This is a genomic window from Streptomyces seoulensis (assembly GCF_022846655.1).
GTDB lineage: Bacteria > Actinomycetota > Actinomycetes > Streptomycetales > Streptomycetaceae > Streptomyces.
In genome coordinates this window covers 5,117,956-5,144,077 of sequence record NZ_AP025667.1, presented here as the reverse complement: position 1 = coordinate 5,144,077, position 26,122 = coordinate 5,117,956, and the positions used below count along the sequence as shown (strand labels likewise).

Annotated in this window: 31 protein-coding genes and 1 pseudogene; 25 read left to right on the top strand and 7 right to left on the bottom strand. The window is 70.5% G+C overall.

Annotation, left to right across the window (positions count from 1 at the left end; genetic code table 11):
- Positions 1-16 precede the first annotated feature (16 nt).
- Complete coding sequence (locus HEK131_RS23625; RefSeq protein ID WP_244336937.1) at positions 17-850, bottom strand: class I SAM-dependent methyltransferase; 834 nt, start codon at positions 848-850, stop codon at positions 17-19.
- A gap of 433 nt (positions 851-1,283) precedes the next feature.
- On the opposite strand from HEK131_RS23625, the gene HEK131_RS23620 reads away from it, so the two are divergent.
- The 17 genes from HEK131_RS23620 to HEK131_RS23540 all read left to right on the top strand — a co-directional run bounded on the left by HEK131_RS23620 (position 1,284) and on the right by HEK131_RS23540 (position 14,335).
- Positions 1,284-1,883 carry a hypothetical protein gene (locus HEK131_RS23620; protein ID WP_217464796.1) on the top strand — a complete coding sequence of 200 codons (600 nt, stop codon included), beginning with the start codon at positions 1,284-1,286 and terminating at the stop codon, positions 1,881-1,883.
- 301 nt (positions 1,884-2,184) lie between these two features.
- Positions 2,185-2,607 carry a 30S ribosomal protein S16 gene (rpsP, locus tag HEK131_RS23615; RefSeq protein WP_217464797.1) on the top strand — a complete coding sequence of 141 codons (423 nt, stop codon included), beginning with the start codon at positions 2,185-2,187 and terminating at the stop codon, positions 2,605-2,607.
- 5 nt (positions 2,608-2,612) lie between these two features.
- Positions 2,613-2,852, top strand: a complete 240-nt coding sequence (locus HEK131_RS23610; protein WP_005479813.1) for an RNA-binding protein — start codon at positions 2,613-2,615, stop codon at positions 2,850-2,852.
- An 82-nt stretch (positions 2,853-2,934) separates the two neighbouring features.
- A complete protein-coding gene (rimM, locus tag HEK131_RS23605; RefSeq protein WP_244336936.1) occupies positions 2,935-3,486 on the top strand; it encodes a ribosome maturation factor RimM in 552 nt (183 codons plus the stop codon).
- Positions 3,483-4,316, top strand: a complete 834-nt coding sequence (gene trmD, locus HEK131_RS23600; RefSeq protein WP_244336935.1) for a tRNA (guanosine(37)-N1)-methyltransferase TrmD — start codon at positions 3,483-3,485, stop codon at positions 4,314-4,316. The genes rimM and trmD overlap by 4 nt, the downstream gene beginning before the upstream one ends.
- A gap of 135 nt (positions 4,317-4,451) precedes the next feature.
- Positions 4,452-4,802, top strand: a complete 351-nt coding sequence (gene rplS, locus HEK131_RS23595) for a 50S ribosomal protein L19 (protein ID WP_030808575.1) — start codon at positions 4,452-4,454, stop codon at positions 4,800-4,802.
- Positions 4,803-4,847: 45 nt separating this feature from the next.
- A complete protein-coding gene (gene lepB, locus HEK131_RS23590) occupies positions 4,848-5,543 on the top strand; it encodes a signal peptidase I (RefSeq protein WP_217464800.1) in 696 nt (231 codons plus the stop codon).
- Positions 5,536-6,645 (top strand): signal peptidase I, encoded by a 1,110-nt coding sequence (gene lepB / locus HEK131_RS23585; protein WP_217464801.1) that lies wholly within the window; start codon positions 5,536-5,538, stop codon positions 6,643-6,645. Before lepB (HEK131_RS23590) ends, lepB (HEK131_RS23585) begins: the two co-directional genes overlap by 8 nt.
- Positions 6,578-7,513 (top strand): signal peptidase I, encoded by a 936-nt coding sequence (gene lepB / locus HEK131_RS23580; RefSeq protein WP_217464802.1) that lies wholly within the window; start codon positions 6,578-6,580, stop codon positions 7,511-7,513. Before lepB (HEK131_RS23585) ends, lepB (HEK131_RS23580) begins: the two co-directional genes overlap by 68 nt.
- A 154-nt stretch (positions 7,514-7,667) precedes the next feature.
- Positions 7,668-8,411: a signal peptidase I gene (lepB, locus tag HEK131_RS23575; protein ID WP_244336934.1), complete on the top strand. Its 744-nt coding sequence runs from the start codon at positions 7,668-7,670 to the stop codon at positions 8,409-8,411.
- Positions 8,401-8,913: an NUDIX hydrolase gene (locus HEK131_RS23570; protein ID WP_217464804.1), complete on the top strand. Its 513-nt coding sequence runs from the start codon at positions 8,401-8,403 to the stop codon at positions 8,911-8,913. Before lepB (HEK131_RS23575) ends, HEK131_RS23570 begins: the two co-directional genes overlap by 11 nt.
- A 56-nt stretch (positions 8,914-8,969) precedes the next feature.
- A complete protein-coding gene (locus HEK131_RS23565) occupies positions 8,970-9,278 on the top strand; it encodes a DUF2469 domain-containing protein (protein ID WP_018544766.1) in 309 nt (102 codons plus the stop codon).
- 129 nt (positions 9,279-9,407) lie between these two features.
- Entirely contained in the window at positions 9,408-9,773 is a 366-nt protein-coding gene (locus HEK131_RS23560; RefSeq protein WP_244336933.1) for a YraN family protein, read from the top strand.
- The gene (locus tag HEK131_RS23555) at positions 9,774-11,399 is read left to right on the top strand and encodes a YifB family Mg chelatase-like AAA ATPase (protein ID WP_217464806.1); all 1,626 of its coding nucleotides are present in this window, start codon (positions 9,774-9,776) and stop codon (positions 11,397-11,399) included.
- The gene (gene dprA, locus HEK131_RS23550) at positions 11,396-12,547 is read left to right on the top strand and encodes a DNA-processing protein DprA (protein ID WP_244336932.1); all 1,152 of its coding nucleotides are present in this window, start codon (positions 11,396-11,398) and stop codon (positions 12,545-12,547) included. Before HEK131_RS23555 ends, dprA begins: the two co-directional genes overlap by 4 nt.
- A 323-nt stretch (positions 12,548-12,870) precedes the next feature.
- Positions 12,871-13,713 (top strand): RNA polymerase sigma factor WhiG, encoded by an 843-nt coding sequence (gene whiG / locus HEK131_RS23545; protein ID WP_217464808.1) that lies wholly within the window; start codon positions 12,871-12,873, stop codon positions 13,711-13,713.
- A 64-nt stretch (positions 13,714-13,777) separates the two neighbouring features.
- Entirely contained in the window at positions 13,778-14,335 is a 558-nt protein-coding gene (locus tag HEK131_RS23540) for a TetR/AcrR family transcriptional regulator (protein ID WP_244452129.1), read from the top strand.
- A gap of 6 nt (positions 14,336-14,341) precedes the next feature.
- Here HEK131_RS23540 and HEK131_RS23535 read toward each other — a convergent pair whose 3' ends face one another.
- Positions 14,342-14,902, bottom strand: a complete 561-nt coding sequence (locus tag HEK131_RS23535; protein WP_432215671.1) for a murein hydrolase activator EnvC family protein — start codon at positions 14,900-14,902, stop codon at positions 14,342-14,344.
- A gap of 295 nt (positions 14,903-15,197) precedes the next feature.
- Here HEK131_RS23535 and rpsB point away from each other — a divergent pair, with 295 nt between their 5' ends.
- The 5 genes from rpsB to HEK131_RS23510 all read left to right on the top strand — a co-directional run bounded on the left by rpsB (position 15,198) and on the right by HEK131_RS23510 (position 19,810).
- Complete coding sequence (gene rpsB / locus HEK131_RS23530) at positions 15,198-16,100, top strand: 30S ribosomal protein S2 (protein WP_161150329.1); 903 nt, start codon at positions 15,198-15,200, stop codon at positions 16,098-16,100.
- 146 nt (positions 16,101-16,246) lie between these two features.
- Positions 16,247-17,083: a translation elongation factor Ts gene (gene tsf, locus HEK131_RS23525; protein WP_217464809.1), complete on the top strand. Its 837-nt coding sequence runs from the start codon at positions 16,247-16,249 to the stop codon at positions 17,081-17,083.
- Positions 17,084-17,274: 191 nt separating this feature from the next.
- Positions 17,275-18,033: a UMP kinase gene (pyrH, locus tag HEK131_RS23520; RefSeq protein WP_161150331.1), complete on the top strand. Its 759-nt coding sequence runs from the start codon at positions 17,275-17,277 to the stop codon at positions 18,031-18,033.
- A gap of 179 nt (positions 18,034-18,212) precedes the next feature.
- On the top strand, positions 18,213-18,770 hold the full coding sequence (gene frr, locus HEK131_RS23515) for a ribosome recycling factor (RefSeq protein ID WP_026248385.1): 558 nt from the start codon (positions 18,213-18,215) through the stop codon (positions 18,768-18,770).
- A complete protein-coding gene (locus HEK131_RS23510) occupies positions 18,770-19,810 on the top strand; it encodes a phosphatidate cytidylyltransferase (protein WP_217464810.1) in 1,041 nt (346 codons plus the stop codon). The genes frr and HEK131_RS23510 overlap by 1 nt, the downstream gene beginning before the upstream one ends.
- Before the next feature lie 85 nt (positions 19,811-19,895).
- Here HEK131_RS23510 and HEK131_RS23505 read toward each other — a convergent pair whose 3' ends face one another.
- From HEK131_RS23505 to HEK131_RS23490, 4 genes are read right to left on the bottom strand one after another with little or no spacing between them, the layout of a single operon-like run.
- On the bottom strand, positions 19,896-20,375 hold the full coding sequence (locus HEK131_RS23505) for a GNAT family N-acetyltransferase (protein ID WP_244336930.1): 480 nt from the start codon (positions 20,373-20,375) through the stop codon (positions 19,896-19,898).
- A gap of 29 nt (positions 20,376-20,404) precedes the next feature.
- Positions 20,405-20,824 carry an arsenate reductase ArsC gene (locus HEK131_RS23500; protein WP_244336929.1) on the bottom strand — a complete coding sequence of 140 codons (420 nt, stop codon included), beginning with the start codon at positions 20,822-20,824 and terminating at the stop codon, positions 20,405-20,407.
- Positions 20,817-21,905, bottom strand: coding sequence for an ACR3 family arsenite efflux transporter (arsB, locus tag HEK131_RS23495; protein ID WP_244336928.1), 1,089 nt, complete (start codon positions 21,903-21,905; stop codon positions 20,817-20,819). Before arsB ends, HEK131_RS23500 begins: the two co-directional genes overlap by 8 nt.
- Positions 21,906-21,907: 2 nt before the next feature.
- Positions 21,908-22,315: an ArsR/SmtB family transcription factor gene (locus tag HEK131_RS23490; RefSeq protein ID WP_244336927.1), complete on the bottom strand. Its 408-nt coding sequence runs from the start codon at positions 22,313-22,315 to the stop codon at positions 21,908-21,910.
- A gap of 79 nt (positions 22,316-22,394) precedes the next feature.
- Between HEK131_RS23490 and HEK131_RS23485 the strand changes: the two genes are divergently transcribed.
- Entirely contained in the window at positions 22,395-22,871 is a 477-nt protein-coding gene (locus tag HEK131_RS23485) for an ArsI/CadI family heavy metal resistance metalloenzyme (protein ID WP_244336926.1), read from the top strand.
- Between the two features lie 169 nt (positions 22,872-23,040).
- Here HEK131_RS23485 and HEK131_RS23480 read toward each other — a convergent pair whose 3' ends face one another.
- Complete coding sequence (locus tag HEK131_RS23480; RefSeq protein WP_432215670.1) at positions 23,041-23,652, bottom strand: tyrosine-type recombinase/integrase; 612 nt, start codon at positions 23,650-23,652, stop codon at positions 23,041-23,043.
- Positions 23,653-23,797: 145 nt separating this feature from the next.
- Between HEK131_RS23480 and HEK131_RS23475 the strand changes: the two are divergent.
- Positions 23,798-24,406 (top strand): annotated as a pseudogene (locus tag HEK131_RS23475) (GntR family transcriptional regulator); the annotation flags it as partial.
- Between the two features lie 1,173 nt (positions 24,407-25,579).
- On the top strand, positions 25,580-25,972 hold the full coding sequence (locus tag HEK131_RS23470) for a hypothetical protein (protein ID WP_244336925.1): 393 nt from the start codon (positions 25,580-25,582) through the stop codon (positions 25,970-25,972).
- The last annotated feature ends 150 nt before the right edge of the window (positions 25,973-26,122 follow it).

Genomic DNA, 26,122 nt, shown 5'->3' with positions numbered 1-26,122 from the left:
GCGTAGGGGGTGCCCCCTAGGGCACGCGGGCTATCAGGTAGCGGAAGACGTTCGGCATCCACACCGTCCCGTCCGGGCGGCGGTAGGGGTGCAGGGACTCGGTCAGTTCCTTGGCGACCTGCTTGCGGTCCGTCGCCGCGATGGCCGCGTCGAACAGCCCGGTCGACACCAGCCCGCGCACCGCGCTGTCGGTGTCGGCGTAGCCGAACGGGCAGGCCACCCGGCCGGAGCCGTCCGGCTTCAGCCCGGCGCGCAGCGCGACCTCCTCCAGGTCGTCGCGCCGGGCCGGCCGCCAGCCGCGCCGCGGCTCGGCGAGCTTGGCGGCCACCCGCAGCACGGTGGAGGTGGCGCACCGCTCGGGCGGGCCCCATCCGGCCAGCACCACGGCGGCCCCGCGCGCGGCCAGCGGCAGCGCGGCGGCGAGGGTGTCACCCGGGCCGTCGGAGTCGTCGAGGGCGCCGACCGTCTCGTAGGCGGTCACGAGGGTGTACGGGGATGTCCCGGGGCCGGCCGCGTCGGCGGGGGAGTCCGCGTGCACCAGCCGGGCGTCCAGGGGGCCGTCCGGGTCCAGACGTTCGCGGGCGAGGGCGAGGTGTTCGGGGCGGGAGTCGACGCCGGTGACGGCCGCGCCCTTGGCGGCCGCCAGCAGCAGGGCGAGCCCGGAGCCGCAGCCGAGGCCCAGCAGGCGGGTGCCCGGTCCCACTTCGAGGCGCTCGTGGACGGTCTCGTGGAGCGGGAGAAGCATCCGCTCCTGGATCTCCGACCAGTCGCGCGCGCGTTTGCGGGGGTTCACGCGGGGTGGTGCGGAACCCGCGTGGGCCAGGTGCTCCCGCACGAGCGTAGGTGTCATAGGTAGCGCCCCAATCCGCCGGCTGTCCGTCGTGTGCACGGTGTGTGGCCCCCGTGTGCCGTGCGTGCGCACTTTCCACGTATGCCAGGTAACTCCCGGCTCGCCGAGTCGTCCAGTGGTCGTGGGGCCCGGCTTGCCGCCGGATGGCGCGTGTGGCTCGAATTCACGCCCCCGCAATCCGGAGCGCGCCACCGGGTGCGGGAGTGCCCGGGGACACCGGGTAACGTGCGGCACCTGCGGTGGCATCGGTCCCGCGCCCGCCGGGAACCGTACGTTCGGCTACGCACCGGCTTGGGATGAGCTGAGAGGCTTCTCCGTGAATCGGCGGACCCGCCCTCGTCAGGACGCATCGGCGACAACTGACGGGTAGGTGCAAATTATTTGAGATGCCCCGGAATAGGAACACAGCGGCACCCCCGCTCGTTGTCATTACGTGAGCACGACACAGACACCACCTGTTCTCGCCGCGGAGCTGGCGCAGGCGTGGGCCGACATTCAGCGGTACCACCCCGAGCTGCCCGACCTCGCCGCACCGGAATCCCTGATCGGGGAGTCGTCGTCCGCGTGCGGACACGAGCTCTCCTTCGAGCGGCTGCTGCACGAGGCGGTGCACGGCATCGCAGCGTCCCGAGGGGTGCGCGACACCTCCCGGGCCGGCCGCTACCACAACCGCCGTTTCCTCGCCATCGCCGAGGAGCTGGGCCTGGACCACCCCGACGAGCCGCACCCGAGCAGCGGTTTCTCACTGGTCACGCTCAACCCCGAGGCCAAGCGGCGCTACCGTCCGACCATCGACCGCCTCCAGCGCGCGCTGAAGGCGCACACGGTGGCCACCTCCTCCGACACCTCGCGCACCTTCCGGGGTCCGGCGGCGCGGCACGGCTCCTCCGGGGGCGGCGTCCGCGTCAAGGCGGTCTGCGACTGCGGCCGCAACGTCCGGGTGGTCCCCTCGGTCCTGGCGCAGGCGCCGATCATGTGCGGTGGCTGCGGCAAGCCGTTCCGTATCCCGGAGGCGGTGGCCGCGGCGAGCTAGTGGTGCGGCTGTTCGTGGCAGCCGCACCACCGCGCGCACGGCCGCAAGGCTCCGTGATGCCGGGCAGCACCCGACGCGCCAGGTCCCGGCGCCGGGTGCCCCCTCGTCATGCCCGGGAGCGGGCCCGCCCCCTGGCCGGGAGCGACCCTCCGGGTGTGGCACAATGGCTAGCTGTACTCGACAGTCGCACAGGACCCCTCTCTCCTCCGGCTGACGCGTCCATCGGGCACTCGGGTACCGCAACCCCACGCGGCAACTCCGCCGTGCCCAACACACGTCAAAACCAGGAGAACTCACTCCCGTGGCAGTCAAGATCAAGCTGAAGCGTCTGGGCAAGATCCGTTCGCCTCACTACCGCATCGTCGTCGCCGACTCCCGTACCCGCCGTGACGGCCGGGCCATCGAGGAGATCGGCAAGTACCACCCGACCTACAACCCGTCGGTCATCGAGGTGGACGCCGAGCGCGCCGCCTACTGGCTGAGCGTCGGCGCGCAGCCGACCGAGCCGGTGCTCGCCATTCTGAAGAAGACCGGCGACTGGCAGAAGTTCAAGGGCGAGCCGGCCCCCGCGCCGCTGCTCGTCGCTGCGCCGAAGCCCGCGCGCCCGTCGTTCGAGGCCCTGGGCTCCGACGACGAGAACAAGGGTGAGGCCATCACCCAGAAGAAGAAGGCTGAGAAGAAGGACGAGGCGGCTGCTGAGTCCGCCGAGTCGACCGAGGCCTGAGCAGCATGCTCGAAGAGGCGCTTGAGCACCTCGTGAAGGGCATCGTCGACAACCCCGACGATGTGCAGGTCGCCTCGCGTGACCTGCGCCGCGGGCGCGTGCTGGAGGTCAGGGTCCACCCCGACGACCTCGGTAAGGTGATCGGCCGCAACGGCCGCACCGCGCGCGCTCTGCGTACCGTCGTGGGCGCCATCGGCGGCCGCGGTGTCCGTGTCGACCTCGTCGACGTGGACCACGTCCGCTGACGCTTCATAGCAACCGGCTCGGGCCGGGGAGGGCCACTGGGCCGTCCCCGGCCCGCAGTCGTATGACAGGAGATCTGTACTCGTGCAGTTGGTAGTCGCACGGATCGGCCGTGCTCATGGCATCAAGGGTGAGGTCACCGTCGAGGTGCGTACCGACGAGCCGGAGTCGCGGCTCGGACCGGGCGCCGTCCTGGCCACCGACCCGGCTTCCGTCGGGCCGCTCACCATCGCCTCCGGCCGCGTGCACAGCGGCCGCCTCCTCCTGCGCTTCGAGGGCGTCGGCGACCGCACCGCCGCCGAGGCGCTGCGCAACACGCTGCTGATCGCCGACGTCGATCCGGAGGAGATGCCGGAGGACGAGGACGAGTACTACGACCATCAGCTCATCGACCTCGACGTGGTCACCGAGGACGGTACGGAGGTCGGTCGGATCACCGAGATCTCCCACCTGCCCTCCCAGGACCTGTTCATCGTGGAGCGCCCCGACGGCAGCGAGGTGCTGATCCCGTTCGTGGAGGAGATCGTCAGCGAGATCGATCTGGCGGAGCAGAAGGCGGTCATCACCCCGCCGCCCGGCCTGATCGACGACCGCGCCGAGATCGCTTCGGCACGGGACGAGGACGAGGGCGCATGAGGCTCGACGTCGTCACGATCTTCCCGGAGTACCTGGAACCGCTGAACGTCTCCCTCGTCGGCAAGGCCCGCGCGCGCGGCCGGCTCGACGTGAACGTCCACGACCTGCGCTCCTGGACCTACGACCGGCACAACACGGTCGACGACACCCCTTACGGCGGCGGCCCCGGCATGGTCATGAAGACCGAGCCCTGGGGCGACGCCCTGGACACGGTCCTGGCCGACGGCTACGAGTCCGGCGCGCACAGCCCCGCCCTCATCGTGCCGACCCCGAGCGGCCGCCCTTTCACCCAGGAACTCGCCGTCGAGCTGTCGGCGCGCCCCTGGCTGATCTTCACCCCGGCCCGGTACGAGGGCATCGACCGCCGGGTGACGGACGAGTACGCGACCCGGATGCCGGTCTACGAGGTGTCCATCGGGGACTACGTCCTCGCGGGCGGCGAGGCGGCCGTCCTGGTCGTCACCGAGGCCGTGGCGCGGCTGCTGCCCGGTGTGCTGGGCAACGCCGAGTCCCACCGGGACGACTCCTTCGCCCCCGGCGCGATGGCCAACCTCCTGGAGGGGCCCGTCTACACCAAGCCGCCCGAGTGGCGCGGCCGGGACATCCCCGAGGTGCTGCTCAGCGGCCACCACGGGAAGATCGCGCGCTGGCGGCGGGACGAGGCGATGCGCCGGACCACCGCCAACCGGCCCGACCTGATCGAGCGCTGCGACCCCGCGACGCTCGACAAGAAGGACCGGGAGATGCTCTCCATCCTGGGCTGGGCCCCGGACCCGGAGGGGCACCCGTTCGGGCGATTTTGGCGCAGGACCGACGGCGTGGAACAATAGGGCGCTGTTGTGCGTCCGTCCGGCGTGCGCCCCTGCCACAGGGGGACACGACGCCCGTTCCGACTCGCACGGCCGACCTCTTCGAACATCTAGTTCCGTTGATGACCTGTGGCATCAGCGAAGAAAGCAGACGAAATGTCTCACCTGCTCGACACCGTCGACTCCGCGTCGCTGCGCACCGACGTCCCGGCCTTCCGCCCGGGTGACACCGTCAACGTGCACGTCCGCGTCATCGAGGGCAACCGCTCGCGTGTGCAGCAGTTCAAGGGCGTCGTGATCCGCCGCCAGGGTTCGGGCGTCCGCGAGACCTTCACGGTCCGCAAGGTCTCCTTCTCCGTCGGCGTCGAGCGCACCTTCCCGGTGCACACCCCGATCGTCGAGAAGATCGAGCTCGTCACCCGCGGTGACGTGCGTCGCGCGAAGCTGTACTACCTCCGTGAGCTGCGCGGCAAGGCCGCGAAGATCAAGGAGAAGCGCGACAACTGAGCGCCTGCCCGGAGTCATGGCGGGGCCGGATAGCATCTGGCCCCGATGGACACCGAAGCACAGCCGACGCAACGCGACCGCTCCCGCCCACCCGGTACACCGGGTGCGCGGGGCCGGTCGCGTTTCGCGTTGGTGGCCCCGCTCGCGGAGCGGGTGCCGGGCGGCCGGTTCACCCTGGCCCTCTTCACCTGCCTGGTCCTCATGCTGCTCCTGAGCACCTTCGTGGTGCGGCCGTTCGATATTCCGAGCGGTTCCATGGAGCGCGGATTGAGGGTCGGGGACCGCGTGCTCGTAAACAAGTTGGCATACCGTTTCGGTGCCCGGCCGGACCGCGGTGACGTGGTGGTGTTCGACGGGACCGGCTACTTCGGGCACTCCGACTACGTCAAGCGCGTTGTAGGGGTGGGAGGCGACCATGTGGTCTGCTGCGACAGGGAGGGGAGGATCGAGGTGAACGGCCACCCGGTCGACGAGACGGGGTTCCTCTATCCAGGGAACAGCGCGTCCGACGTGCCCTTCGACGTGGTGGTGCCCGACGGCCGCCTCTTCCTGCTCGGTGATCACCGGGCCCGCTCCAGCGACTCCCGCGACCACCTCGGCTCGCCCGGCGGCGGCATGGTCCCGGTGGAGGACGTGGTGGGCCGCGCCGACTGGATCGTCTGGCCGTACGGCCACTGGACGCGCATCGAGCGCCCCGGCGCCTACGCGCACGTACCTGCCGCGGAGGCCGCGCATGGGTAACCGGGCAAGGCCGCGCGGGGTGTCCGGCGCGGCCGCCGAGAATCTGCTGCCCACCGGCGCCCGCCGGACCGCCCGGCCGAGCGCCGGCCGTTCGCGGGCGGAGCGGCGCAGGCTCCAGCGCAAGGTGAAGCGCAAGCGCCGGCGTTCGGCGGTGCGGGAGATCCCGCTGCTGCTCGGCGTCGCCGTGCTGATCGCGCTGGTGCTGAAGACCTTCCTGGTCCAGGCGTTCGTGATCCCGTCCGGTTCGATGGAGCAGACGATCCGGATCGGCGACCGGGTGCTGGTCGACAAGTTCACGCCGTGGTTCGGCTCCAGGCCGTCCCGCGGTGACGTGGTGGTCTTCCACGACCCGGGCGGCTGGCTGACCGGCGAGGAGACGCCGAAGAAGAACGACCCGGTCGGGGTCAAGCAGTTCAAGGAGGGGCTGACCTTCATCGGCCTGCTGCCCTCCGACAACGAGAAGGACCTGATCAAGCGGGTCATCGGGGTCGGCGGCGACCATGTGAAGTGCTGCGACGCCGAGGGCCGGGTCACGGTCAACGGCGTCCCGCTCACCGAGGGCGCCTACATCTATCCCGGGAACGCGCCCTCCGCGACCTCCTTCGACATCACCGTGCCCAAGGGCCGCCTGTGGGTGATGGGTGACCACCGGGGCAACTCCGCCGACTCCCGCTTCCACCAGAACACGTCGTACGGCGGGACGGTCGCCGAGGAGTCGGTCGTCGGCCGGGCCATGCTCATCGGCTGGCCCTTCGCGCACTGGACGCGCCTGGACGAACCTAAAACCTTCGCAAGCGTCACCGACGCGGCGTCCGGGACGAGTGCGGCCCCCGCCCGGTCGCATAGTGTTGCCCCCGACGACCCGAACGGACTGACCCAGCTCCCGACCCCTGCGGAACTCCCGCTCGTTATGGGAGTGGTGGGCCTGCACCGTGTATGGGGCAGGCGGCAGCACAGAGTAAGGAGTTGGCGTGGGGGATGTGGCGGTTGGCGCACGGTCGGGGCACGACGGCGAGGAGCACCGCGGGCACCCCGTGGGGTCCGACGCCTCGGCCCCGGACGGCGCCGTGAACTCCGGGAACGGCTTCGCGGCGGCCGGTGACGGCACGCCGCCCGGCCGGCCCCCGCGGACCGAGGAAGGCGGCGGCAGCGGCGGTGCTGCGCGCCGGCCGGAGAAGCAGCGCTCCTTCTGGAAGGAACTGCCGATCCTGATCGGCATCGCGCTGGTCCTGGCCCTGCTGATCAAGACGTTCCTGGTGCAGGCGTTCTCGATCCCCTCCGACTCGATGCAGAACACCCTCCAGCAGGGTGACCGCGTCCTGGTGGACAAGCTCACCCCCTGGTTCGGCTCCGAGCCCGAGCGCGGCGAGGTCGTCGTGTTCCACGACCCCGCCCAGTGGCTGGCGGGCGAGCCGACGCCGGAGCAGAACGCGGTGCAGAAGGCGCTGAGCTGGATCGGTCTGATGCCGTCCGCCGAGGAGAAGGACCTCATCAAGCGCGTGATCGGGGTCGGCGGCGACACGGTCGAGTGCGAGGGCAGCAGCCCGCTGAAGGTCAACGGCAAGGCGCTGGACGAGCCGTACGTGTACCCGGGCAACACGCCGTGCAGCGTGGACGACCAGGGCGGCCAGTTCAAGGTCAAGGTGCCCAAGGGCTACATCTGGGTGATGGGCGACCACCGCCAGAACTCGCGTGACTCGCGGTACAACCAGACCGACGAGAACCACGGCATGGTGCCGGTCAAGGACGTGGTCGGACGCGCGATCGTGAAGGCGTGGCCCATCAACCGCTGGGGCACCCTGCCGATCCCGGACACCTTCGACCAGCCGGGTCTGGACAAGCAGAGCTCCGCGGCCGCCTCGCTGCCGTACGCGCCGGGCGCGGCCGCCGTCGCGGGCGTGCTGCCGGTGGCCGTGTGGCGCCGCCGCAAGGGCACCCGCCCCGCCGCCGGGGCCGCGCGCGAGGTGTGATCCACGGGCATCGCCGAGGGCGGTGTTTCCCGGAAGACCCGGTGAAGAACCGGTCGACGGGGGACACCGCCCTCGCGGCTTTCCGGGCCGGTGTGCTACCAAGAGCGGATCGTGGCAGGCCGGGCCATCCCGGCGGAGGGGACCGGGAGACGACATGGGAAGTGCCGCAGGCGCGGGTTCCAAGGGGGGCCTCGGCCAAGTGCTGTCGGGTGTGGCGGTGGCCGTGGGCCTCCTGCTCTTCCTGGCCGGCTTCGGCTGGGCGGCCGTGACCTACCGGCCCTACATCGTGCCGACCAGCTCGATGGCCCCGACCATCGACGCCGGGGACCGGGTGCTGGCCCAGCGGGTCGACGGCGCGGACGTGCGCCGGGGTGACGTGGTCGTGTTCAGCGACAAGACCTGGGTGACCGGTGCCGACGTGGTCAAGCGGGTGGTCGCGGTCGGCGGGGACACCGTCGCCTGCTGCACCGACGGCAAGCTCACGGTCAACGGCAAGCCGGTCGACGAGCCCTACCTGCCCGAGGGCACCCCGGCCGAGATCAAGGGCTTTCCGACGGTGACCGTGCCCAAGGGCCGCCTCTTCCTGCTCGGTGACGAGCGGCAGGGCTCGCTGGACTCCACCGCCCACCTCACCGACGCGGCCGAGGGCACGGTGAGCCGAGGTGCGGTGGCCGCTCGCGTCGACTCGGTGATCTGGCCGATGAAGGGCATGCTCGCCCTGCCGTCCGGCTTCGAGGTGCTGGGGCCGGTGTCGCGGCAGGGGCCGCTGCCGCTCATCGAGGTGATGATCGTCGCCGGTGCGGTGCTGGTGCTGGGCGGTGCCGCCTACGGTCCGGTCGCTGCCCGCGTGGGCCGTTCCCGCACGCGTACCGAGCCGGAGCCCGCCCATGTCGGCTGAGGCCCCGGATACCTGCCCGGGTGGGCTGCGCAAGGTCGCCCGTGTGGTGCTGCTGGACCCCGAGGACCGCATCCTGCTGCTGCACGGCCACGAGCCGGACGACCAGGCCGACGACTGGTGGTTCACGCCCGGCGGCGGTGTGGAGGGTGCCGAGACACGTGAGCAGGCCGCGCTCAGGGAGCTGACCGAGGAGACCGGCATCACCGAGGTCGAACTGGGCCCGGTGCTGTGGCACCGCCGGTGCTCCTTCCCGTTCGCCGGGCGCCGCTGGGACCAGGACGAGTGGTACTACCTGGCCCGTACGGAGCAGACGGCCACCGCGGCGGCGGGACTGACGGAGCTGGAGCGGCGCAGCGTGTCGGGAGCGCGCTGGTGGACGTGTCGGGAACTCGAGCAGGCGCATGAGACGGTGTATCCGACCAGACTCGCCGGGCTGCTGCGCACGCTGCTCGACGAGGGTCCCCCGGCCAGACCCGTGACCCTCGACACGGAAATCGTCTGAGGGTTCGCCGGACTGGCGCACAATGGGGGGATCGCACGGCTGAAGGGGAACATGCCATGAGCGCCGAGGACCTCGAGAAGTACGAGACCGAGATGGAGCTGAAGCTCTACCGGGAGTACCGAGATGTCGTCGGTCTGTTCAAATACGTGATCGAGACGGAACGGCGCTTCTACCTCACCAATGACTACGAGATGCAGGTGCACTCGGTTCAGGGTGAGGTGTTCTTCGAGGTGACGATGGCGGACGCCTGGGTGTGGGACATGTACCGCCCGGCCCGGTTCGTCAAGCAGGTCCGGGTGTTGACGTTCAAGGACGTGAACATCGAGGAGCTGAACAAGAGTGATCTGGAGCTGCCCAGCGGGTGATCCCCGCTGGTGAAGCGGTGGTGAGTCACCCGTACGGGTGGCGGAGATATCCACAACGGCGGCTCCATCCACCAAGATCCACTTCTTTCGGCACGCCCCGCCACGGTGGGTGCCGGAGGTGGTGCCGACATGAGCAAGGAACGCAGTGGACTGGGCAGGTACGGCGAGGATCTGGCCGCGCGGCGGCTGACCGAGGCCGGGATGAGCATCCTGGAGCGCAACTGGCGCTGCGGGCGCTCCGGTGAGATCGACATCGTCGCGCGGGACGGCGGCACGCTGGTCGTCTGCGAGGTGAAGACCCGCAGGGGCGGGGGCTTCCAGCACCCGATGGCCGCCGTCACGCCGGAGAAGGCCCGGCGGCTGCTGGACCTGGCCGAGCGCTGGGTCCATACGCACGGCGGAGCACCGCCCGGCGGGGTCCGGGTCGACCTGGTCGGGGTGCTGCTGCCCCGGCGCGGGGCGCCCGCCGTGGAGCATGCGCGGGGGGTGGCCTGAATGGGATTCGCCCGCACCTGCTCGGTGGCCCTGGTCGGCGTCGAGGGAGTCCTCGTCGAGGTCCAGGCCGACCTGGAGCCCGGAGTGGCCGCCTTCACCCTGGTGGGCCTGCCGGACAAGAGCCTTTCGGAGAGCCGGGACCGGGTCCGGGCCGCCGTGGTGAACTCCGGCGGCGAGTGGCCGCAGAAGAAACTCACCGTCGGGCTCAGCCCGGCCTCGGTGCCCAAGGCCGGCTCGGGATTCGATCTCGCCGTCGCCAGTGCCGTGCTCGGTGCCGCCGAGCGCATCGACCCCAGGGTGCTCGCCGACATCGTCATGATCGGTGAACTCGGTCTCGACGGCCGGGTCCGGCCGGTCCGGGGCATCCTCCCCGCCGTGCTGGCCGCCGCCGACGCCGGGTACACACAGGTGGTCGTGCCGGAGTGCGCCGCGGCCGAGGCCGCGCTCGTGCCCGGAGTGTCGGTGCTCGGCGTACGCAGCCTGCGGCAACTGATCGCCGTCCTCGCCGACGAACCGGTGCCCGAGGAGGAACCGGACGCCCCCGGGCGGCCCGACCCGCTCCTCGCCGGCCTCCGGATGCCCGGCACCGGTTCGGCCACCGGAATGCACAGCGTCGGCGCCGCCCAGCACGACCTGGGCCACGACCTGGCCGACGTGGTGGGCCAGACCTCGGCGCGCACCGCCGTGGAGGTGGCCGCGGCAGGCGGCCACCATCTCTTCCTCGAAGGCCCGCCGGGCGCGGGCAAGACGATGCTCGCCGAGCGCCTGCCCGCCGTCCTGCCCCCGCTGACCCGGCAGGACTCGCTGGAGGTCACCGCCGTGCACTCGGTGGCCGGGCTGCTGCCACCGGGCAAGCCGCTGATCGACGTGGCGCCCTACTGCGCCCCGCACCACTCGGCCACCATGCAGTCGCTCGTCGGCGGCGGCCCCGGCATCGCCCGGCCCGGAGCCGTCTCCCTGGCCCACCGGGGCGTGTTGTTCCTGGACGAGGCGCCCGAGTTCCACAGCCAGACCCTGGACGCGCTGCGACAGCCGCTGGAGTCCGGGCACGTGGTGATCGCGCGCAGTGCGGGGGTGGTGCGGTTCCCGGCGCGGTTCCTGATGGTGCTCGCGGCCAACCCCTGCCCGTGCGGGCGGTTCTCGCAGCGCGACTCCCTGTGCGACTGCCCGCCCTCGGCTATCCGGCGCTACCAGTCCCGGCTCTCCGGCCCGCTGCTGGACCGGGTGGACCTGCGGGTCGAGGTGGACGCGGTCACCCGCGCCCAGCTCACCGACCCCGGCGCGCGCGGCGAGTCCACCGCGACCGTGGCCGACCGGGTGCGAGAGGCCCGGCAGCGGGCGGCGGCCCGGCTGGCCGGGACCCCGTGGGGGACCAACAGCGAGGTGCCCGGGCGGGAGCTGCGCAGCCGCTTCCACGCCGTGGCGGGTGCCATGGACGACGCCGAGCGCAATCTGGAGCGGGGCGTGCTCACCGCGCGCGGCATCGACCGGGTGCTGCGGGTGGCGTGGACCGTCGCCGACCTCGTCGGACACGACCGCCCGGACGCCGGTGACGTCGCCCTCGCGCTGCAACTGCGCACCGGCGTCCCGCGCGGCGTCCCCATGGCCATCGGGGCCCTGGCATGACGGCGGGGGAGTCCGAGCGGATGGGCCGGGTCTTCCTCACCCGCGTCATCGAACCCGGCGACGACATCGGGGGCAGATGGCTGAGGCAGTTCGGGGTGCCGGAGACGGTGCGGCGACTGCGGGAGGGCGGCGAGCCCCTGCCCGGGGTGAGCGGCACCCGCTGGCGCGGCCTGCTGGCCCGAGCCGCGCGCGCCGAGCCGGAAGCGGACCTGGCGGCGGCGCGGGCGGGCGGGACACGGTTCGTGTGTCCGGGGGACACCGAGTGGCCCGCCCAGCTCGACGACCTGGGCGACGGACGCCCGGTGGGCCTGTGGGTGCGCGGGCGGCCCGGACTGCGGATGTGGGCGCTGAGGTCCGTGGCGGTCGTGGGGGCGCGTGCCTGCACCGAGTACGGCGCCCATGTGGCCGCCACACTCGCCGCCGGGCTGGCGGAACGGGGGTGGGTGGTCGTCTCCGGCGGGGCCTACGGGGTCGACGGCGCCGCGCACCGGGGCGCCCTCGCGGCGGACGGCGCCACCGTCGCCGTGCTGGCCTCGGGAGTGGACCGGCCCTATCCGCGCGGGCACACCGCGCTGATCGACCGGATCGCCCAACAGGGTCTGGTGATCGGGGAGTTGCCCCCGGGTGACCATCCGACACCGAACCGCTTCGTCGTCCGCAACCGCGTGATCGCGGCCCTCACCCGCGGCACGGTCGTCGTGGAGGCCGCCTGTCGCAGCGGCTCCCTGGTCACGGCGCGCGCCGCCCAGCGGCTCGGCAGATTCACCATGGGGGTGCCCGGACCCGTCACCAGCGCGCTCTCCGCCGGGGTGCACGAGCTGCTGCGCGGTGAGGCGGTGCTCGTCACCGACGCGGCGGACGTGGTCGAACTCGTCGGCGAGATCGGCGAACTGGCCCCGCCCCGGCGTGGCCCGGTACTGCCACGCGATCTGCTCGCCCCGGATGCGGCGGCCGTGCTCGCCGCGCTGCCGGCCGCCCGCCCGGCCGGGCCCGAGGAGGTCGCCCGCGAGGCGCGCACCACCCGCGAGGAGGCGGTCGCCCGGCTGTACGAGCTTCGAGCGCTTGGCTATGTCGAACGACACGACGACGGCTGGAAGTTGACACGCCAGGCACTCCTCCCGGTCCTGAAAGACCCGCACCCGCCCTGACCGAGGGTGTTCGGCCGTCCGGGCGAATCCCCTACGCCCTTGGCGTTTACCGGAGTTGACTCCCGCGACCGGTCACGCTGAGCGAACCGGGTGAGGCGCCGGAGCCGCCCCGCACAGGGGTGCGCATGCGGGTGGTGCCCCGTTGTTCGCACACCGCGACTCTCCAGTCACGCTACGCTCACGAAAGCTCGGGTGCGGAGGGGCCGCCGACCCGCACCGCCCCGCTGCGGCCCGCGCCCCACCGACGACCCGGCGTCCAGCCACTACCCCGCTTCCCCCACCCACGGCACGGCACTTCACGGCAGAACGGCACTAGGCGACGAATGCCCCAGCACACCTCCGGCTCCGACCGGGCGGCGGCCCCCCCAGCCGCCCGCGACGGCGGCAGCGTGCGGCCGCCCGCTCCCTCGACGCTCGACGAGCTGTGGCGGTCGTACAAGGCGACGGGGGACGAGCGCCTCCGGGAGCAGTTGATCCTGCACTACTCGCCGCTCGTCAAGTACGTGGCGGGCCGGGTGAGTGTCGGCCTGCCGCCCAATGTGGAGCAGGCCGACTTCGTCTCCTCCGGCGTGTTCGGGCTCATCGACGCGATCGAGAAGTTCGACATCGACCGCGAGATCAAGTTCGAGACGTACGCGATCACCCGGATCCGCGGCGCCATGATCGACGAGCTGCGGGCGCTGGACTGGATCCCCCGCTCGGTCCGGCAGAAGGCACGCAACTACGAGCGGGCCTACGCCACGCTGGAGGCGAAGCTGCGGCGCACCCCCAGCGAGCAGGAGGTCGCCGCCGAGCTGGGCGTGGAGGTCGAGGAGCTGCACGCGGTCTTCAGCCAGTTGTCCCTGGCCAACGTCGTCGCGCTGGAGGAGCTGCTGCACGTCGGCGGCGAGGGCGGCGGCCGGCTCAGCCTCATGGACACCCTGGAGGACACCGCCGCCGACAACCCCGTCGAGGTGGCCGAGGACCGCGAGCTGCGCCGCTTCCTGGCGCGGGCCATCAACACCCTGCCCGACCGCGAGAAGACCGTGGTCACGCTGTACTACTACGAGGGCCTCACCCTCGCCGAGATCGGCAACGTCCTCGGTGTCACCGAGAGCCGGGTCAGCCAGATCCACACCAAGTCGGTGCTCCAGCTCAGGGCCAAGCTGGCGAGCTTCGGACGCTGACCTCCTGCCGGGTCCGGCGGGCGGTCCGTAAAGTGGGGGCGTGCCAAGGATTCGAGCGGCCTCCGTGGCCGAGCACCGGTCGATGCAGCGAGCCGCCCTGCTGGACGCGGCCCGGACCCTGCTGTCCGAGGGCGGGACGGAGGCGCTGACCTTCCCCGCGCTGGCGGAGCGCACGGGCCTGGCCAGGTCGTCGGTGTACGAGTACTTCCGGTCGCGGGCAGCCGTGGTCGAGGAGCTGTGCGAGGTCGACTTCCCCGTCTGGGCGGCGGAGGTCGAGGCGGCGATGACGCGGGAGCCCGCCGCCGAGGGCAAGGTCGAGGCGTATGTGCGCCGGCAGCTCGCCCTGGTCGGGGACCGCAGGCACCGGGCCGTCGTGGCGATCTCCGCGAGCGAACTCGACGCCGGGGCGCGGGAGAAGATCCGCGCCGCGCACGGCGGGCTCGTGGCGATGATCGTCGAGGCGCTGGCCGGACTCGGGCACGAGCAGCCACGGCTCGCCGCGATGCTGCTCCAGGGCGTCGTGGACGCGGCCGTGCGCCGTATCGAGCTCGGCGCGGCCGAGGAGCCGGAGACGATCACCGAGGCGGCGGTCGCCATGGCCCTGCGCGGCGTCCGGGGCTGAGACCGCTCAGCCGGGCGGCACCGGAACACCCAGCACCGGCAGGAGCCGGGACGGACCCCGGACGAGTAGCCACGGTGGCAGCAGGGCCAGCGGATTCAGATAGGTCCCGCCGTCCAGCAGGCCCCAGTGCACACACGTGCCAGGACAGTGCGACCCGGTGCCCTCCACCGTCCCGACCACCTCCCCGGCCCGTACCTCCGCCCCCTCCGTCACTCCGGCGCGCACCGGCTCGTACGTCGTCCGCAGCGAGGTGCCCGCCAGCCGCACCGCGACCACGCCCCGGCCCGCCACCCGCCCCGCGAACGACACCCGGCCCGCCGCCACCGCCCGCACCGGGGCGCCCGGTGGCGCCGCGAGGTCCACGCCCCGGTGCCCGGCGGCATACACGGTGGCGGGCGGCTCCCAGCCCCGCAGCACCGCCGGACGCACCCCCACCGGCCAGACGCGGGCGAGGGCGGGCACCCGCTTCCCGGGCGGTTCTCCGGACGGCGGGTCCGCCCAGGCCAGAGGGGTAAGCAGGGCAAGGGCCAGAGCAAGTGGCAGAATTGGGCCGATTGTCCAGGTCATCACGTATCGCACCAGTCGTCGCATGCGGAAACCCTGCCGCGCGCCGGCCGATCATGGCGGGATCTGTGGACAACCGGCCGGTTGTGGACAGCGGCGTCACCCGGTACCCCGGCCGTCCCGTACACTTCTTCTGGCGATCCGGGTCACCGGGTCGACTTCGCACGCCCCGGTACGAGGCCCCTCACAGGGTTCGTACAAGCGCCCCTCGGTCCTTCGCGGCACGGCGCACCGCGGGCGTCAGGCGCGACCGCCGTCCGGCGGACGCGGCACAACCGAGAATCTCAAGGAGATGGCCATGGCCGTCGTCACGATGCGGGAGCTGCTGGAGAGCGGCGTCCACTTCGGTCACCAGACCCGTCGCTGGAACCCGAAGATGAAGCGCTTCATCTTCACCGAGCGCAACGGCATCTACATCATCGACCTGCTCCAGTCGCTGTCGTACATCGACCGCGCCTACGAGTTCGTCAAGGAGACCGTCGCCCACGGCGGCACGGTCATGTTCGTCGGCACGAAGAAGCAGGCGCAGGAGGCCATCGCGGAGCAGGCCACCCGCGTCGGCATGCCCTACGTCAACCAGCGCTGGCTGGGCGGCATGCTCACCAACTTCTCGACCGTCTACAAGCGTCTGCAGCGCCTCAAGGAGCTCGAGCAGATCGACTTCGAGGACGTCGCCGCCTCCGGTCTGACCAAGAAGGAGCTGCTGGTCCTCTCCCGCGAGAAGGCCAAGCTCGAGAAGACCCTCGGTGGTATCCGCGAGATGCAGAAGGTGCCCAGCGCCGTCTGGATCGTGGACACCAAGAAGGAGCACATCGCGGTCGGCGAGGCCCGGAAGCTCAACATCCCGGTCGTCGCCATCCTCGACACCAACTGTGACCCCGACGAGGTCGACTACAAGATCCCGGGCAACGACGACGCGATCCGCTCCGTCACCCTGCTCACCCGCGTGATCGCCGACGCCGTCGCCGAGGGCCTCATCTCCCGCTCGCGCGTCGCCACCGGTGACAAGGGCGAGAAGGCCGCGGCCGAGCCGCTGGCCGAGTGGGAGCGCGACCTGCTCGAGGGCGAGAAGAAGGCCGACGAGGCCGCCGAGGCCGTCGAGATCGCCGCCGAGTCGCCGGCCCCCGACGCCCCGGTCTCCGAGGCCGTCGAAGAGGCTGCCGCCGAGGTTGAGGCCGCCCCCGAGGCCGAGCAGGCCTGACACCGGCGCTGACGGTGGGGGCGGCATGAACCCCGCCCCCGCCCGTCACCCGTAGGCCGACATGACGCCCGCGACCGGCCGCAAGCCGATCGCGGGCCCATGCGGATCTCCGATCTCCCAAGACTTCCAGAAAGACTCACAGACTCATGGCGAACTACACCGCCGCCGACGTCAAGAAGCTCCGTGAGCTCACCGGCGCCGGCATGATGGACTGCAAGAAGGCGCTGGACGAGGCCGAGGGCAACGTCGACAAGGCCGTCGAGGCGCTGCGCATCAAGGGCCAGAAGGGCGTCGCCAAGCGTGAGGGCCGCTCCGCCGAGAACGGCGCCGTGGTCTCCATCATCGCCGACGACAACTCCGCCGGTGTCCTGGTCGAGCTGAAGTGCGAGACGGACTTCGTCGCCAAGGGCGACAAGTTCCAGGCCGTGGCCAACGCCATCGCCGAGCACGTCGTCAAGACCTCCCCGGCCGACATCGAGGCGCTCCTCGCCTCCGAGATCGAGCCCGGCAAGACCGTCCAGGCGTTCGTGGACGAGGCCAACGCCAACCTCGGCGAGAAGATCGTCCTGGACCGCTTCGCGCAGTTCACCGACGGCTACGTCTCCGCGTACATGCACCGCACGATGCCCGACCTGCCCCCGCAGATCGGTGTCCTCGTCGAGCTGGACAAGCCCAACGCCGAGGTCGCCAAGGGCATCGCCCAGCACATCGCCGCGTTCGCGCCGAAGTACCTCTCCAAGGAGGACGTGCCGGCCGACGTCGTCGAGTCCGAGCGTCGCATCGCCGAGGAGACCACCCGCGCCGAGGGCAAGCCCGAGGCCGCGATCGCCAAGATCGTCGAGGGTCGTCTCAACGGCTTCTTCAAGGACGCCACGGTGCTCGGTCAGCCGTACGCCCTGGACAACAAGAAGTCGGTCCAGAAGGTGCTGGACGAGGCCGGTGTCACCCTGACGCGCTTCTCGCGCATCAAGGTCGGCATCTGAGTCCGTACCGCGATCGACGCGCGACCCCGATAGGGTCGACAGCAGTCGTCCGCGCAGACCGCCGTCCGTGAGCAAGTGGCGGACGGCAGCAGATCTGACGAGGAGGCCATTGCCGCGCATGGGAGCTGGAAACGACCCCATCGGCAATGGCCTTCTTCGTATGTGCAACACGTGAAAGAGGCGGGATCTCCATGACCACCAAGGCTCAGAAGAGCGACGACGGCAAAGTGCGCGGCCGGTTTCTGCTGAAGCTGTCCGGAGAGGCCTTCTCCGGCGGCGGTGGCCTCGGCGTCGACCCGGACGTGGTGCACAAGATCGCCCGCGAGATCGCCGCCGTCGTGCGTGACGGCGCCGAGATCGCGGTCGTGATCGGCGGCGGCAACTTCTTCCGCGGCGCCGAGCTGCAGCAGCGCGGCATGGACCGCGCCCGCTCCGACTACATGGGCATGCTCGGCACCGTGATGAACTGCCTCGCCCTCCAGGACTTCCTGGAGAAGGAGGGCATCGACAGCCGCGTGCAGACCGCCATCACCATGGGCCAGGTCGCCGAGCCGTACATCCCGCTGCGCGCCGTGCGCCACCTGGAGAAGGGCCGCGTGGTCATCTTCGGCGCCGGCATGGGCATGCCGTACTTCTCCACCGACACCACCGCCGCCCAGCGCGCCCTGGAGATCGACGCCGAGGCGCTGCTCATGGGCAAGAACGGTGTGGACGGGGTCTACGACGCCGACCCCAAGACCAACCCGGACGCCGTCAAGTTCGACGCGCTCGGCTACGGCGAGGTCATCACCCGCGACCTCAAGGTCGCCGACGCCACCGCCGTCACCCTGTGCCGCGACAACAGCCTGCCGATCCTCGTGTTCGAGCTCCTGGCGGAGGGCAATATCGCCCGGGCCGTCAAGGGTGAGAAGATCGGCACACTCGTGGGTGACCAGGGCAGCCGGGACTGACCGGCGACCCCGCCTTACGGGCGCGACCTTGTCCGGGGCAAGGACGGGACGCGCCCCGGCCGGGGGATGGACAATGTCCTGCCGGTCGGGAACCGTGCAGGAAGCAGACGCGACGCAGCCGGCCGCCGCCCGATCGGGGATCGCAGCCGGGCCTCACTCAAGACACGCAGGAGCAAGTGGTGATCGAAGAGACCCTCCTCGAAGCCGAGGAGAAGATGGAGAAGGCCGTCGTGGTCGCCAAGGAGGACTTCGCCGCGATCCGCACCGGCCGTGCGCACCCGGCGATGTTCAACAAGATCGTGGCCGACTACTACGGTGCCCCGACGCCGATCAACCAGCTGGCCTCGTTCTCCGTGCCGGAGCCGCGCATGGCCGTGGTCACCCCGTTCGACAAGAGCGCGCTGCGCAACATCGAGCAGGCGATCCGTGACTCGGACCTGGGCGTCAACCCCAGCAATGACGGCAACATCATCCGTGTGGTGTTCCCCGAGCTGACCGAGGAGCGCCGCCGCGACTACATCAAGGTCGCCAAGCACAAGGCCGAGGACGCCAAGGTCTCGATCCGCTCCGTGCGCCGCAAGGCCAAGGACGCCATCGACAAGCTGATCAAGGACGGCGAGGTCGGCGAGGACGAGGGCCGCCGCGCCGAGAAGGAGCTCGACGACCTGACCGCCAAGTACGTGGCGCAGGTGGACGAGCTTCTCAAGCACAAGGAAGCGGAGCTGCTCGAAGTCTGATGAGCGACTCTTCCTGGGGGGCGCCGCCGCAGGCGGGGCAGGCCGGGTACTGGGGGCCCACCGCGGGTGGGCCTGTCCAGGGGGCTGCCCCGGCGGGTCCCGCCTACGATGCGCCCGAGGCGCAGCAGACTCGCCCCATGCCCAGCGTGCCCGACGTACCCGCGTATGGCGGAGACCAGGACGACGACCCGATGCCCGACTCCCCGCAGCCGGTACCCGCGCCGAAGAAGACCGCGGGCCGTGATCTGAGCGCGGCCATAGGCGTCGGCGTCGGACTCGGCGTGGTGATCATCGCCTCGCTGTTCGTCGTCAAGGCCGTCTTCGTCGGTGTGGTCGCGGTCGCGGTGGTCGTCGGGCTGTGGGAGCTGACCAGTCGGCTCCAGGAGCGCAAGGGGATCAAGGCACCGCTGGTGCCGCTCGCGGTGGGCGGGGCGGCCATGGTGGTCGCCGGTTACGCGCGCGGCCCCGAGGGTGCCTGGGTCGCCATGGCGCTCACCGCGCTCGCGGTCCTGGTCTGGCGGATGACACAGCCGCCGGAGGGTTACCTGAAGGACGTCACGGCCGGCGTCTTCGCCGCGTTCTACGTCCCGTTCCTGGCGACGTTCGTGGCGATGATGCTCACCGCCGACGACGGTGCCTGGCGGGTGCTGACGTTCCTGCTCCTCACCGTCGTCAGCGACACCGGCGCGTACGCGGTGGGCTGGCGCTTCGGCAAGCACAAGCTCGCTCCGCGCATCAGCCCCGGCAAGACCCGCGAGGGTCTGCTGGGCGCGGTGGCCTTCGCCATGGTCGCGGGCGCGCTGTGCATGCAGTTCCTGATCGACGACGGCGCCTGGTGGCAGGGCCTGATCCTGGGCCTCGCGGTCGCGGCCAGCGCCACGCTGGGCGACCTCGGCGAGTCCATGATCAAGCGTGACCTCGGCATCAAGGACATGGGCACCCTCCTCCCCGGCCACGGAGGAATCATGGACCGCCTGGACTCCCTCCTGCCGACGGCACCCGTGGTGTGGCTGCTGATGGTGGCGTTCGTGGGGTCCTGACCCCGGACACGCCGACGGGCCCCGCTCTCACTTCGAGGGCGGGGCCCGTCGGCGTTCGCGCGGGGCGACTGCGCGCCCACCTTTCCTACGACGTTCCGGCGGACGTGCTCCGCCGCTCGATCAGGATGACGTCACGCCATACGCCGTGGAGCTTGCCGATGCGTTCGCGTGTGCCGATGACGCGGAATCCGGCGGACCGGTGCAGGGCGAGGCTGGCGGAGTTCTCCGGGAAGACGCCGGACTGGATCGTCCAGATGCCCGCTGCCTCGGTCGACGTGATCAGTTCGCGCAGGAGTGCGGCGGCGATCCCCCGGCCACGTGCGCCGGGACGGACGTACACCGAGTGCTCGACGACGCCGGCGTACGCGCAGCCGTCCGTGACGGGCGCCACGGCGACCCAGCCGAGCACGGTGCCCGTGTCGTCGAGTGCGACGTGCCGGTGGCCGGGCAGCCTGGCGGCGTCGAACCGGTCCCAGGTGGGGGCGGCCGTCTCGAAGGTGGCGTCGCCTTCGTCGATGCCGAGTCGGTAGATCTCCAGGACCTGGGCCGCGTGCTCCGGGCCCATGGGACCGAGGCGCACTCCGGCCGGGGGTGTCACCGCCGTACCGCCGGGGCGATCTCCTCGATGAGGTCGCGGACGCGGTGTTCGATCTCGTCACGGATGGGGCGGACGGCGTCGATGCCCTGGCCGGCGGGGTCGGTGAGGCGCCAGTCGAGGTAGCGCTTGCCCGGGAAGACCGGGCAGGTGTCCCCGCAGCCCATGGTGATGACGACGTCGGAGCCTCGGACCGCCTCGACGGTGAGCACCTTGGGGACCTCGGCCGAGATGTCGATGCCGACCTCGGCGAGTGCCGCGACCACGGCCGGGTTGACGGTGTCCGCCGGTGCGGAGCCCGCGGAGCGGACCTGGACGCGGTCCCCCGCGAGGTGGGTGAGGAAGGCGGCGGCCATCTGGGAGCGTCCGGCGTTGTGGACGCAGACGAACAGCACCGTGGGCAGGGCGGTGTCAGACATGGGCGGGGTCTTCCAGGGCTGCGGGCGTGGCGGGGGTGAAGTAGCGGCGGGCGTACAGCGCGACGTGGACGAGGCCGATCAGTACGGGTACCTCGATGAGCGGGCCGACGACGCCGGCGAGGGCCTGGCCGGAGGTGGCGCCGTAGGTGGCGATGGCGACGGCGATGGCCAGCTCGAAGTTGTTGCCCGCGGCGGTGAAGGCGAGCGTGGTCGCACGCGGGTGGTCCAGGCCCACGGCCCGGCCGAGAACCATGGAGCCGGACCACATGAGCGCGAAGTAGACCAGCAGCGGCAGGGCGATGCGGGCCACGTCGAGGGGCTTGGACGTGATGGCGTCGCCTTGGAGGGCGAAGAGGATGACGACGGTGAACAGCAGTCCGTAGAGGGCGAAGGGGCCGACGCGCGGGATCAGCTTCGACTCGTACCAGGTGCGGCCCCTGGTCCTCTCGCCGATGCGGCGGGTGAGGTAGCCGGCCGCGAGCGGGATGCCCAGGAAGATCAGCACGCTGCGGGCGATCTCCCAGACCGAGACGTCCAGTCCGCTCTGCGCCAGGCCGAGCAGGCCGGGCAGGAAGCTCAGGTAGAACCAGCCGAGGGCCGAGAACGCGATCACCTGGAACACGGAGTTCAGGGCGACCAGGACGGCGGCGGCCTCGCGGTCTCCGCAGGCGAGGTCGTTCCAGATGACGACCATGGCGATGCAGCGGGCGAGGCCGACGATGATCAGGCCGGTGCGGTACTCGGGCAGGTCCGGCAGGAACAGCCAGGCCAGGGCGAACATGAGCGCGGGGCCGACGATCCAGTTCAGCAGCAGCGAGGGCAACAGGAGCCGGCGGTCCCGGGTGACGGTGTCGAGGCGGTCGTAGCGGACCTTGGCCAGCACCGGGTACATCATCACGAGCAGGCCCGCCGCGATCGGCAGGGACACCCCGCTCACGGTCACCGTCGCCAGCGTGTCCCCGAGCCCGGGCACCAGGCGCCCCAGGCCGAGCCCGGCCACCATCGCGGCGAGGATCCACAGCGCCAGATGACGGTCCAGGAACGACAGGCGTCCGGCCACGTTCCGGTCAGGTGCGCTCATGCTCACGACGACGCTCCGGCGGTCTCCGCGTGGAGGGGCAGGGGCTCGCCGCTCGGGCGGGTGAGGATGCCCGCGAGACGGTCGGTCGTCTCCGGCAGCGACCAGTAGTAGACCCAGGTGCCGCGCCGCTCGCAGTCGATGAGGCCGGCCTGGCGCAGCAGCTTGAGGTGATGGGAGATGGTCGGCTGGGACAGGTCGAACGCCGGAGTCAGGTCACAGACGCAGACCTCCCCGCCCGCCCTCGAAGCGATCAGCGACAGCAGCCGCAGCCTGACCGGGTCCCCCAGTGCCTTGAACACCTTCGCCAACTCGACCGCCTGGTCCTCGCCCAGGGGAGCGGTCAGCAGTCCCGGGCAGCAGTCATCGTCCCCGGAGGTCCGGTCCGACACGGCAGGCTCTTGCTTCGACATGCTTCGATATTGACAGGCTTCTATGCAGGGCGCAATGTTGCATCGACAGATGTCAATGCAAGTCGATGGGAGCACCGCCATGTCTCGCGTCCAGCTCGCCCTCCGCGTCAGCGACCTCGAAGCGTCGGTCGACTTCTACTCGAAGCTGTTCGGCGTCGAACCGGCGAAGCGGCGCGACGGCTACGCCAACTTCGCGATCACCGAACCGCCGCTCAAGCTCGTCCTGATCGAAGGCGAGCCCGGACAGGACACCCGCCTGGACCACCTCGGCGTCGAGGTCGACTCCACCGACCAGGTCTCCGCGGCGACCGGACGGCTGAAGGAAGCCGGCCTGGCCGCCTTCGAGGAGCGCGACACCTCCTGCTGCTACGCCCTCCAGGACAAGGTGTGGGTCCACGGCCCCGGCAAGGAGCCCTGGGAGGTCTACGTGGTCAAGGCCGACGCCGGCACCCTGGGCAAGAGCGCCGCCCCCGCCCCGGCCGGCGGCTGCTGCTCCGGTCGGGCCGACGAGGGTGCTCCGGAGGTGGATACGTCCGCAGTCGTCCCCCGGAGGTGACCGCGCACACCCGCCTCTGGCCTGGGCGGGCCGTGTTGATCTGCGACACTGGAAGGGTTATGCCGAAGCCCGGAGAACTTGCAGTGGCCGGGCACGAACAAGCCCCCTACCAGGGAGTTTAGCGCCAGGCAGGGGGCTCGGTCGGGGCCGTCGGGCCGTCTCTGGGCCGTCAGGTTCGAGGAGCGGGCAGCAGCACCGTGTCCACGGCCTTCCGGGTGCGTTCCTGACTCGACGGCATCAGGTGCGCGTAGACCCGCAGCGTCAGCCCCGGATCGGAGTGGCCCAGGTACTCGCTCACGGCCTTGATGCTCTCGCCGGCGTCCAGGAGCACCGAAGCATAGAAGTGCCGCAGGGCGTGCATCCCGTGCTCGCGGGCGAACGCGTACTTCCCGTCGTCCCCTGCTTCCGCGATCAGGCCGGCTGAGGCGAGCGCGGGCTTCCATTCCTGGATGTTGAAGTTGCTGCGCCAGACCAACCCGCTCGCGGTGTTCGTGAACAGCAGGCGTGCCGATACCTTCGGGCCGTCAGGCTTCCGCCACGGCAACGTGATCTCCACTGGCGTGTATCGGTCCATGTGGGCACGTAACGCGTCGACCACCGACGACGGCAACGGCACGTCACGCTCCTTGTTGCATTTCGGCGGGGCGAACACGGCCTTGCCGCGGATCAGCTTCACCTGCCGGACCACGTGCACGGTGCCGTTCTCGAAGTCGAGGGCGTCCTCAGCCAGCCCCACGATCTCCCCTTGCCGAAGACCGCAGCCGGCGCCCATGTCGACCATGGGCCGGTATCGGAGATGGATCGCGGTTACATGCATAGCGCGACCGACATACCTATGGCCCAAGCTGTCTAGAGACCTGGAAAAGACGTCAAAACGTCGAAGCGTCTTGACGAAGTTCCATCGATCAAGGAGGAGAGGCTCCCGAATGGCCAGCACCGACGATGACCGTCGGCCCAAGTACCAACGGATCGCGGACTCCCTGCGCGAGGCGATCCAGTCGGGCGAGTACGGTCCGGGTGATCGGCTTCCGGGAGAGAACGAGCTGATGGCCGCGCACGGCGTGGCCCGCATGACTGCGCGGCAAGCGCTGAGCGTGCTCCGCGACGAGGGTGTAGTCGAGGCCCGCAAGGGTGCCGGCGTGTTCGTCCGGGACTTCAAGCCGCTTCGTCGTCGAGGCATTCAGCGGTTGTCCCAGAAGCAGTGGGGCAGCGGCCGGTCGATCTGGTCCGCCGACACTGAGAATCGTGCCCTTGAGGTTGATCAGGTCACGGTGTGCGAAGAGGTCGCGCCGGATCACGTCAGCGCCGTTCTAGACCTTGATGATGGCGAGCGGGTCTGCGTGCGGCGTCGGCGCTTCGTCCTTGATGGCAAGCCCGTCCTGCTCGCAACGAGCTACCTGCCCATGTCGCTGGTCGCCGACTCCGCGATCACCCAGAAGGACACAGGGCCAGGCGGCACCTACGCCAGGCTTGCCGAACTCGGCTACAAGCCTGTGCACTTCCGCGAGGAAGTCCGCTCCCGCATGCCATCGAAGGGACTACGCCCAGCAGTACCCATCAGCACTCTTCAGGCAGCCTGTATGACCGCTGATGACCGATCTCTGCAGCTACGGATCAGAAGGCATGCCCCAACCGTGCCTGATCGAGCGGGGAACCACGGCGAACACCGGTCAGGCTCACGGCATTGTGCCCCCCGTGGAGCGCTGAGATCATTACGGCGAGTGCCTAGAGAAGGCGCCGGGGGAGGGTCCTGTGTCGCCTGTCGTTCTTGTGCTCATTCTCGTGATGGCCTTGACACTAACCGTGACCGGCTTGTTGGCCATGACGACTGGGCGCATCGCATTCCCTTGGGTGCGCAAGGGAGTCAAACAGCCTCGCGTGTGGGGTGCTGGGACGTCGCTGATTGCTGCGAGCCTCACGGCAACTTGGCTGGTGCCCTTCCACGGCCAGAGTCTGCTCATGCTGGCTGGCGTCGCGCTGACGTGGCGGGCCCAGGGCCGGCGGCACCGGAAGACGCCACAGGGGGCTGATCTGTCAAGAACAGGTCTGACGCCTGACACCAACGGCTGACACCAACAGCGACGAACACGACCGGACGGGAGCGGCCCCTGGCAGTCAGAAGGTTGTCCTAGGGCTGGGGTCCCTCCAGCCCCCAGGCGGGCCGTGATCGACCTGATAAAGATGAGGCCAGACCTCAAAAAATCGCGATGTAATCTACGGCCGAAGGAGAACATCGAAGGCGGGGAATGCAATGCGGAGAGCGGTAATCGTGTCTAAGGCCGTACTCACGGTGATAGGCACGTGGCTTTCCCTCGTGCTGGCGATCGCACTTCCAGCCCTGCTTCCGGAGCGGTGGGAGTACTACATGATCTCCCCCGCCAGCGTGGGCCTGTGGATGCTTTGCATGCTCGTGGGGCCCATCGCAGTCTGCTGGAAACTGCGCTCCTGGATACGGACGGTCCCCGGTGATCCGCGGCGGCTGGACATCTGACTGGCTAGTCAAACGGGCCCGGCGCTGTGCCACTCTCGTGCTAGAACAGGCGGGCCCCCAGGGGGAACTACGGTGCTCAAAGGCACGATCGGTCCACCCCTTCCACGGGTGGAAACCCACAGGTCAGGCCCGGAGCTACCCAACCTCGCTCCTAAAGCGGGTGTACGCCAGGCGTGAAACGTCCCGGCGTGTGAAGGCGCCATGCCATCATCGGGCGATGCTGACCGAGGAGGACGCGCGCAGACTGGTGCTTGCCGAGATCGACGGCGCACGGGGCTGCGTCGAGTACGACCTTCGGATCCTGCGCGTGGTGGCCTTGCCGTTCGGGTGGATCTTCTACTGGGGAGCCGTCTGGGACGGTCAGGGACAGCGCCCTCGATTGGGGGGCAACGGTCCTTTCCTGGTGGATCGTGAAAACGAGCGGTTGATCCGAACGTCCACCAGCGTCCCCGTTGCCCGTCAGATCGCCGACTACGAACGGCGGCTGCGACGTGAAGCTCACGCCCGGAACCTGGCAGCGAAGCAAGCCGTACAGCAGCGCGGTACCGCAACCCCAACAACTGCCCCCGCCCATCGGCGTCCCTCAGAGGCCTCGGAGCGACCGGAATGACCGTCCTAGACCGAGCTGGCTAGAGCTACGGATCAGAGGTTGAGTCTCTGTAGCAGGCATCATGAGCCCGTGGGGATAGACGTGGAGCTGCACTCAGCACGGCCAACGCGTAACTGGCGCAAGTCCCGAGCGACGCTGATACAGAGTTCG

What these genes read in the sequence shown, in the direction of transcription:
- HEK131_RS23625 (WP_244336937.1), bottom strand. Translation starts at nt 850, where the DNA reads ATGACACCTACGCTCGTGCGGGAGCACCTGGCCCACGCGGGTTCCGCA.
- HEK131_RS23610 (WP_005479813.1), top strand. Translation starts at nt 2,613, where the DNA reads ATGCTCGAAGAGGCGCTTGAGCACCTCGTGAAGGGCATCGTCGACAAC.
- trmD (WP_244336935.1), top strand. Translation starts at nt 3,483, where the DNA reads ATGAGGCTCGACGTCGTCACGATCTTCCCGGAGTACCTGGAACCGCTG.
- rplS (WP_030808575.1), top strand. Translation starts at nt 4,452, where the DNA reads ATGTCTCACCTGCTCGACACCGTCGACTCCGCGTCGCTGCGCACCGAC.
- lepB (WP_217464800.1), top strand. Translation starts at nt 4,848, where the DNA reads ATGGACACCGAAGCACAGCCGACGCAACGCGACCGCTCCCGCCCACCC.
- lepB (WP_217464801.1), top strand. Translation starts at nt 5,536, where the DNA reads ATGGGTAACCGGGCAAGGCCGCGCGGGGTGTCCGGCGCGGCCGCCGAG.
- lepB (WP_244336934.1), top strand. Translation starts at nt 7,668, where the DNA reads ATGGGAAGTGCCGCAGGCGCGGGTTCCAAGGGGGGCCTCGGCCAAGTG.
- HEK131_RS23570 (WP_217464804.1), top strand. Translation starts at nt 8,401, where the DNA reads ATGTCGGCTGAGGCCCCGGATACCTGCCCGGGTGGGCTGCGCAAGGTC.
- HEK131_RS23565 (WP_018544766.1), top strand. Translation starts at nt 8,970, where the DNA reads ATGAGCGCCGAGGACCTCGAGAAGTACGAGACCGAGATGGAGCTGAAG.
- HEK131_RS23560 (WP_244336933.1), top strand. Translation starts at nt 9,408, where the DNA reads ATGAGCAAGGAACGCAGTGGACTGGGCAGGTACGGCGAGGATCTGGCC.
- HEK131_RS23555 (WP_217464806.1), top strand. Translation starts at nt 9,774, where the DNA reads ATGGGATTCGCCCGCACCTGCTCGGTGGCCCTGGTCGGCGTCGAGGGA.
- dprA (WP_244336932.1), top strand. Translation starts at nt 11,396, where the DNA reads ATGACGGCGGGGGAGTCCGAGCGGATGGGCCGGGTCTTCCTCACCCGC.
- whiG (WP_217464808.1), top strand. Translation starts at nt 12,871, where the DNA reads ATGCCCCAGCACACCTCCGGCTCCGACCGGGCGGCGGCCCCCCCAGCC.
- HEK131_RS23535 (WP_432215671.1), bottom strand. Translation starts at nt 14,902, where the DNA reads ATGACCTGGACAATCGGCCCAATTCTGCCACTTGCTCTGGCCCTTGCC.
- rpsB (WP_161150329.1), top strand. Translation starts at nt 15,198, where the DNA reads ATGGCCGTCGTCACGATGCGGGAGCTGCTGGAGAGCGGCGTCCACTTC.
- tsf (WP_217464809.1), top strand. Translation starts at nt 16,247, where the DNA reads ATGGCGAACTACACCGCCGCCGACGTCAAGAAGCTCCGTGAGCTCACC.
- pyrH (WP_161150331.1), top strand. Translation starts at nt 17,275, where the DNA reads ATGACCACCAAGGCTCAGAAGAGCGACGACGGCAAAGTGCGCGGCCGG.
- HEK131_RS23510 (WP_217464810.1), top strand. Translation starts at nt 18,770, where the DNA reads ATGAGCGACTCTTCCTGGGGGGCGCCGCCGCAGGCGGGGCAGGCCGGG.
- HEK131_RS23505 (WP_244336930.1), bottom strand. Translation starts at nt 20,375, where the DNA reads ATGGGCCCGGAGCACGCGGCCCAGGTCCTGGAGATCTACCGACTCGGC.
- HEK131_RS23500 (WP_244336929.1), bottom strand. Translation starts at nt 20,824, where the DNA reads ATGTCTGACACCGCCCTGCCCACGGTGCTGTTCGTCTGCGTCCACAAC.
- arsB (WP_244336928.1), bottom strand. Translation starts at nt 21,905, where the DNA reads ATGAGCGCACCTGACCGGAACGTGGCCGGACGCCTGTCGTTCCTGGAC.
- HEK131_RS23490 (WP_244336927.1), bottom strand. Translation starts at nt 22,315, where the DNA reads ATGTCGAAGCAAGAGCCTGCCGTGTCGGACCGGACCTCCGGGGACGAT.
- HEK131_RS23485 (WP_244336926.1), top strand. Translation starts at nt 22,395, where the DNA reads ATGTCTCGCGTCCAGCTCGCCCTCCGCGTCAGCGACCTCGAAGCGTCG.
- HEK131_RS23480 (WP_432215670.1), bottom strand. Translation starts at nt 23,652, where the DNA reads ATGGTCGACATGGGCGCCGGCTGCGGTCTTCGGCAAGGGGAGATCGTG.
- HEK131_RS23470 (WP_244336925.1), top strand. Translation starts at nt 25,580, where the DNA reads ATGCTGACCGAGGAGGACGCGCGCAGACTGGTGCTTGCCGAGATCGAC.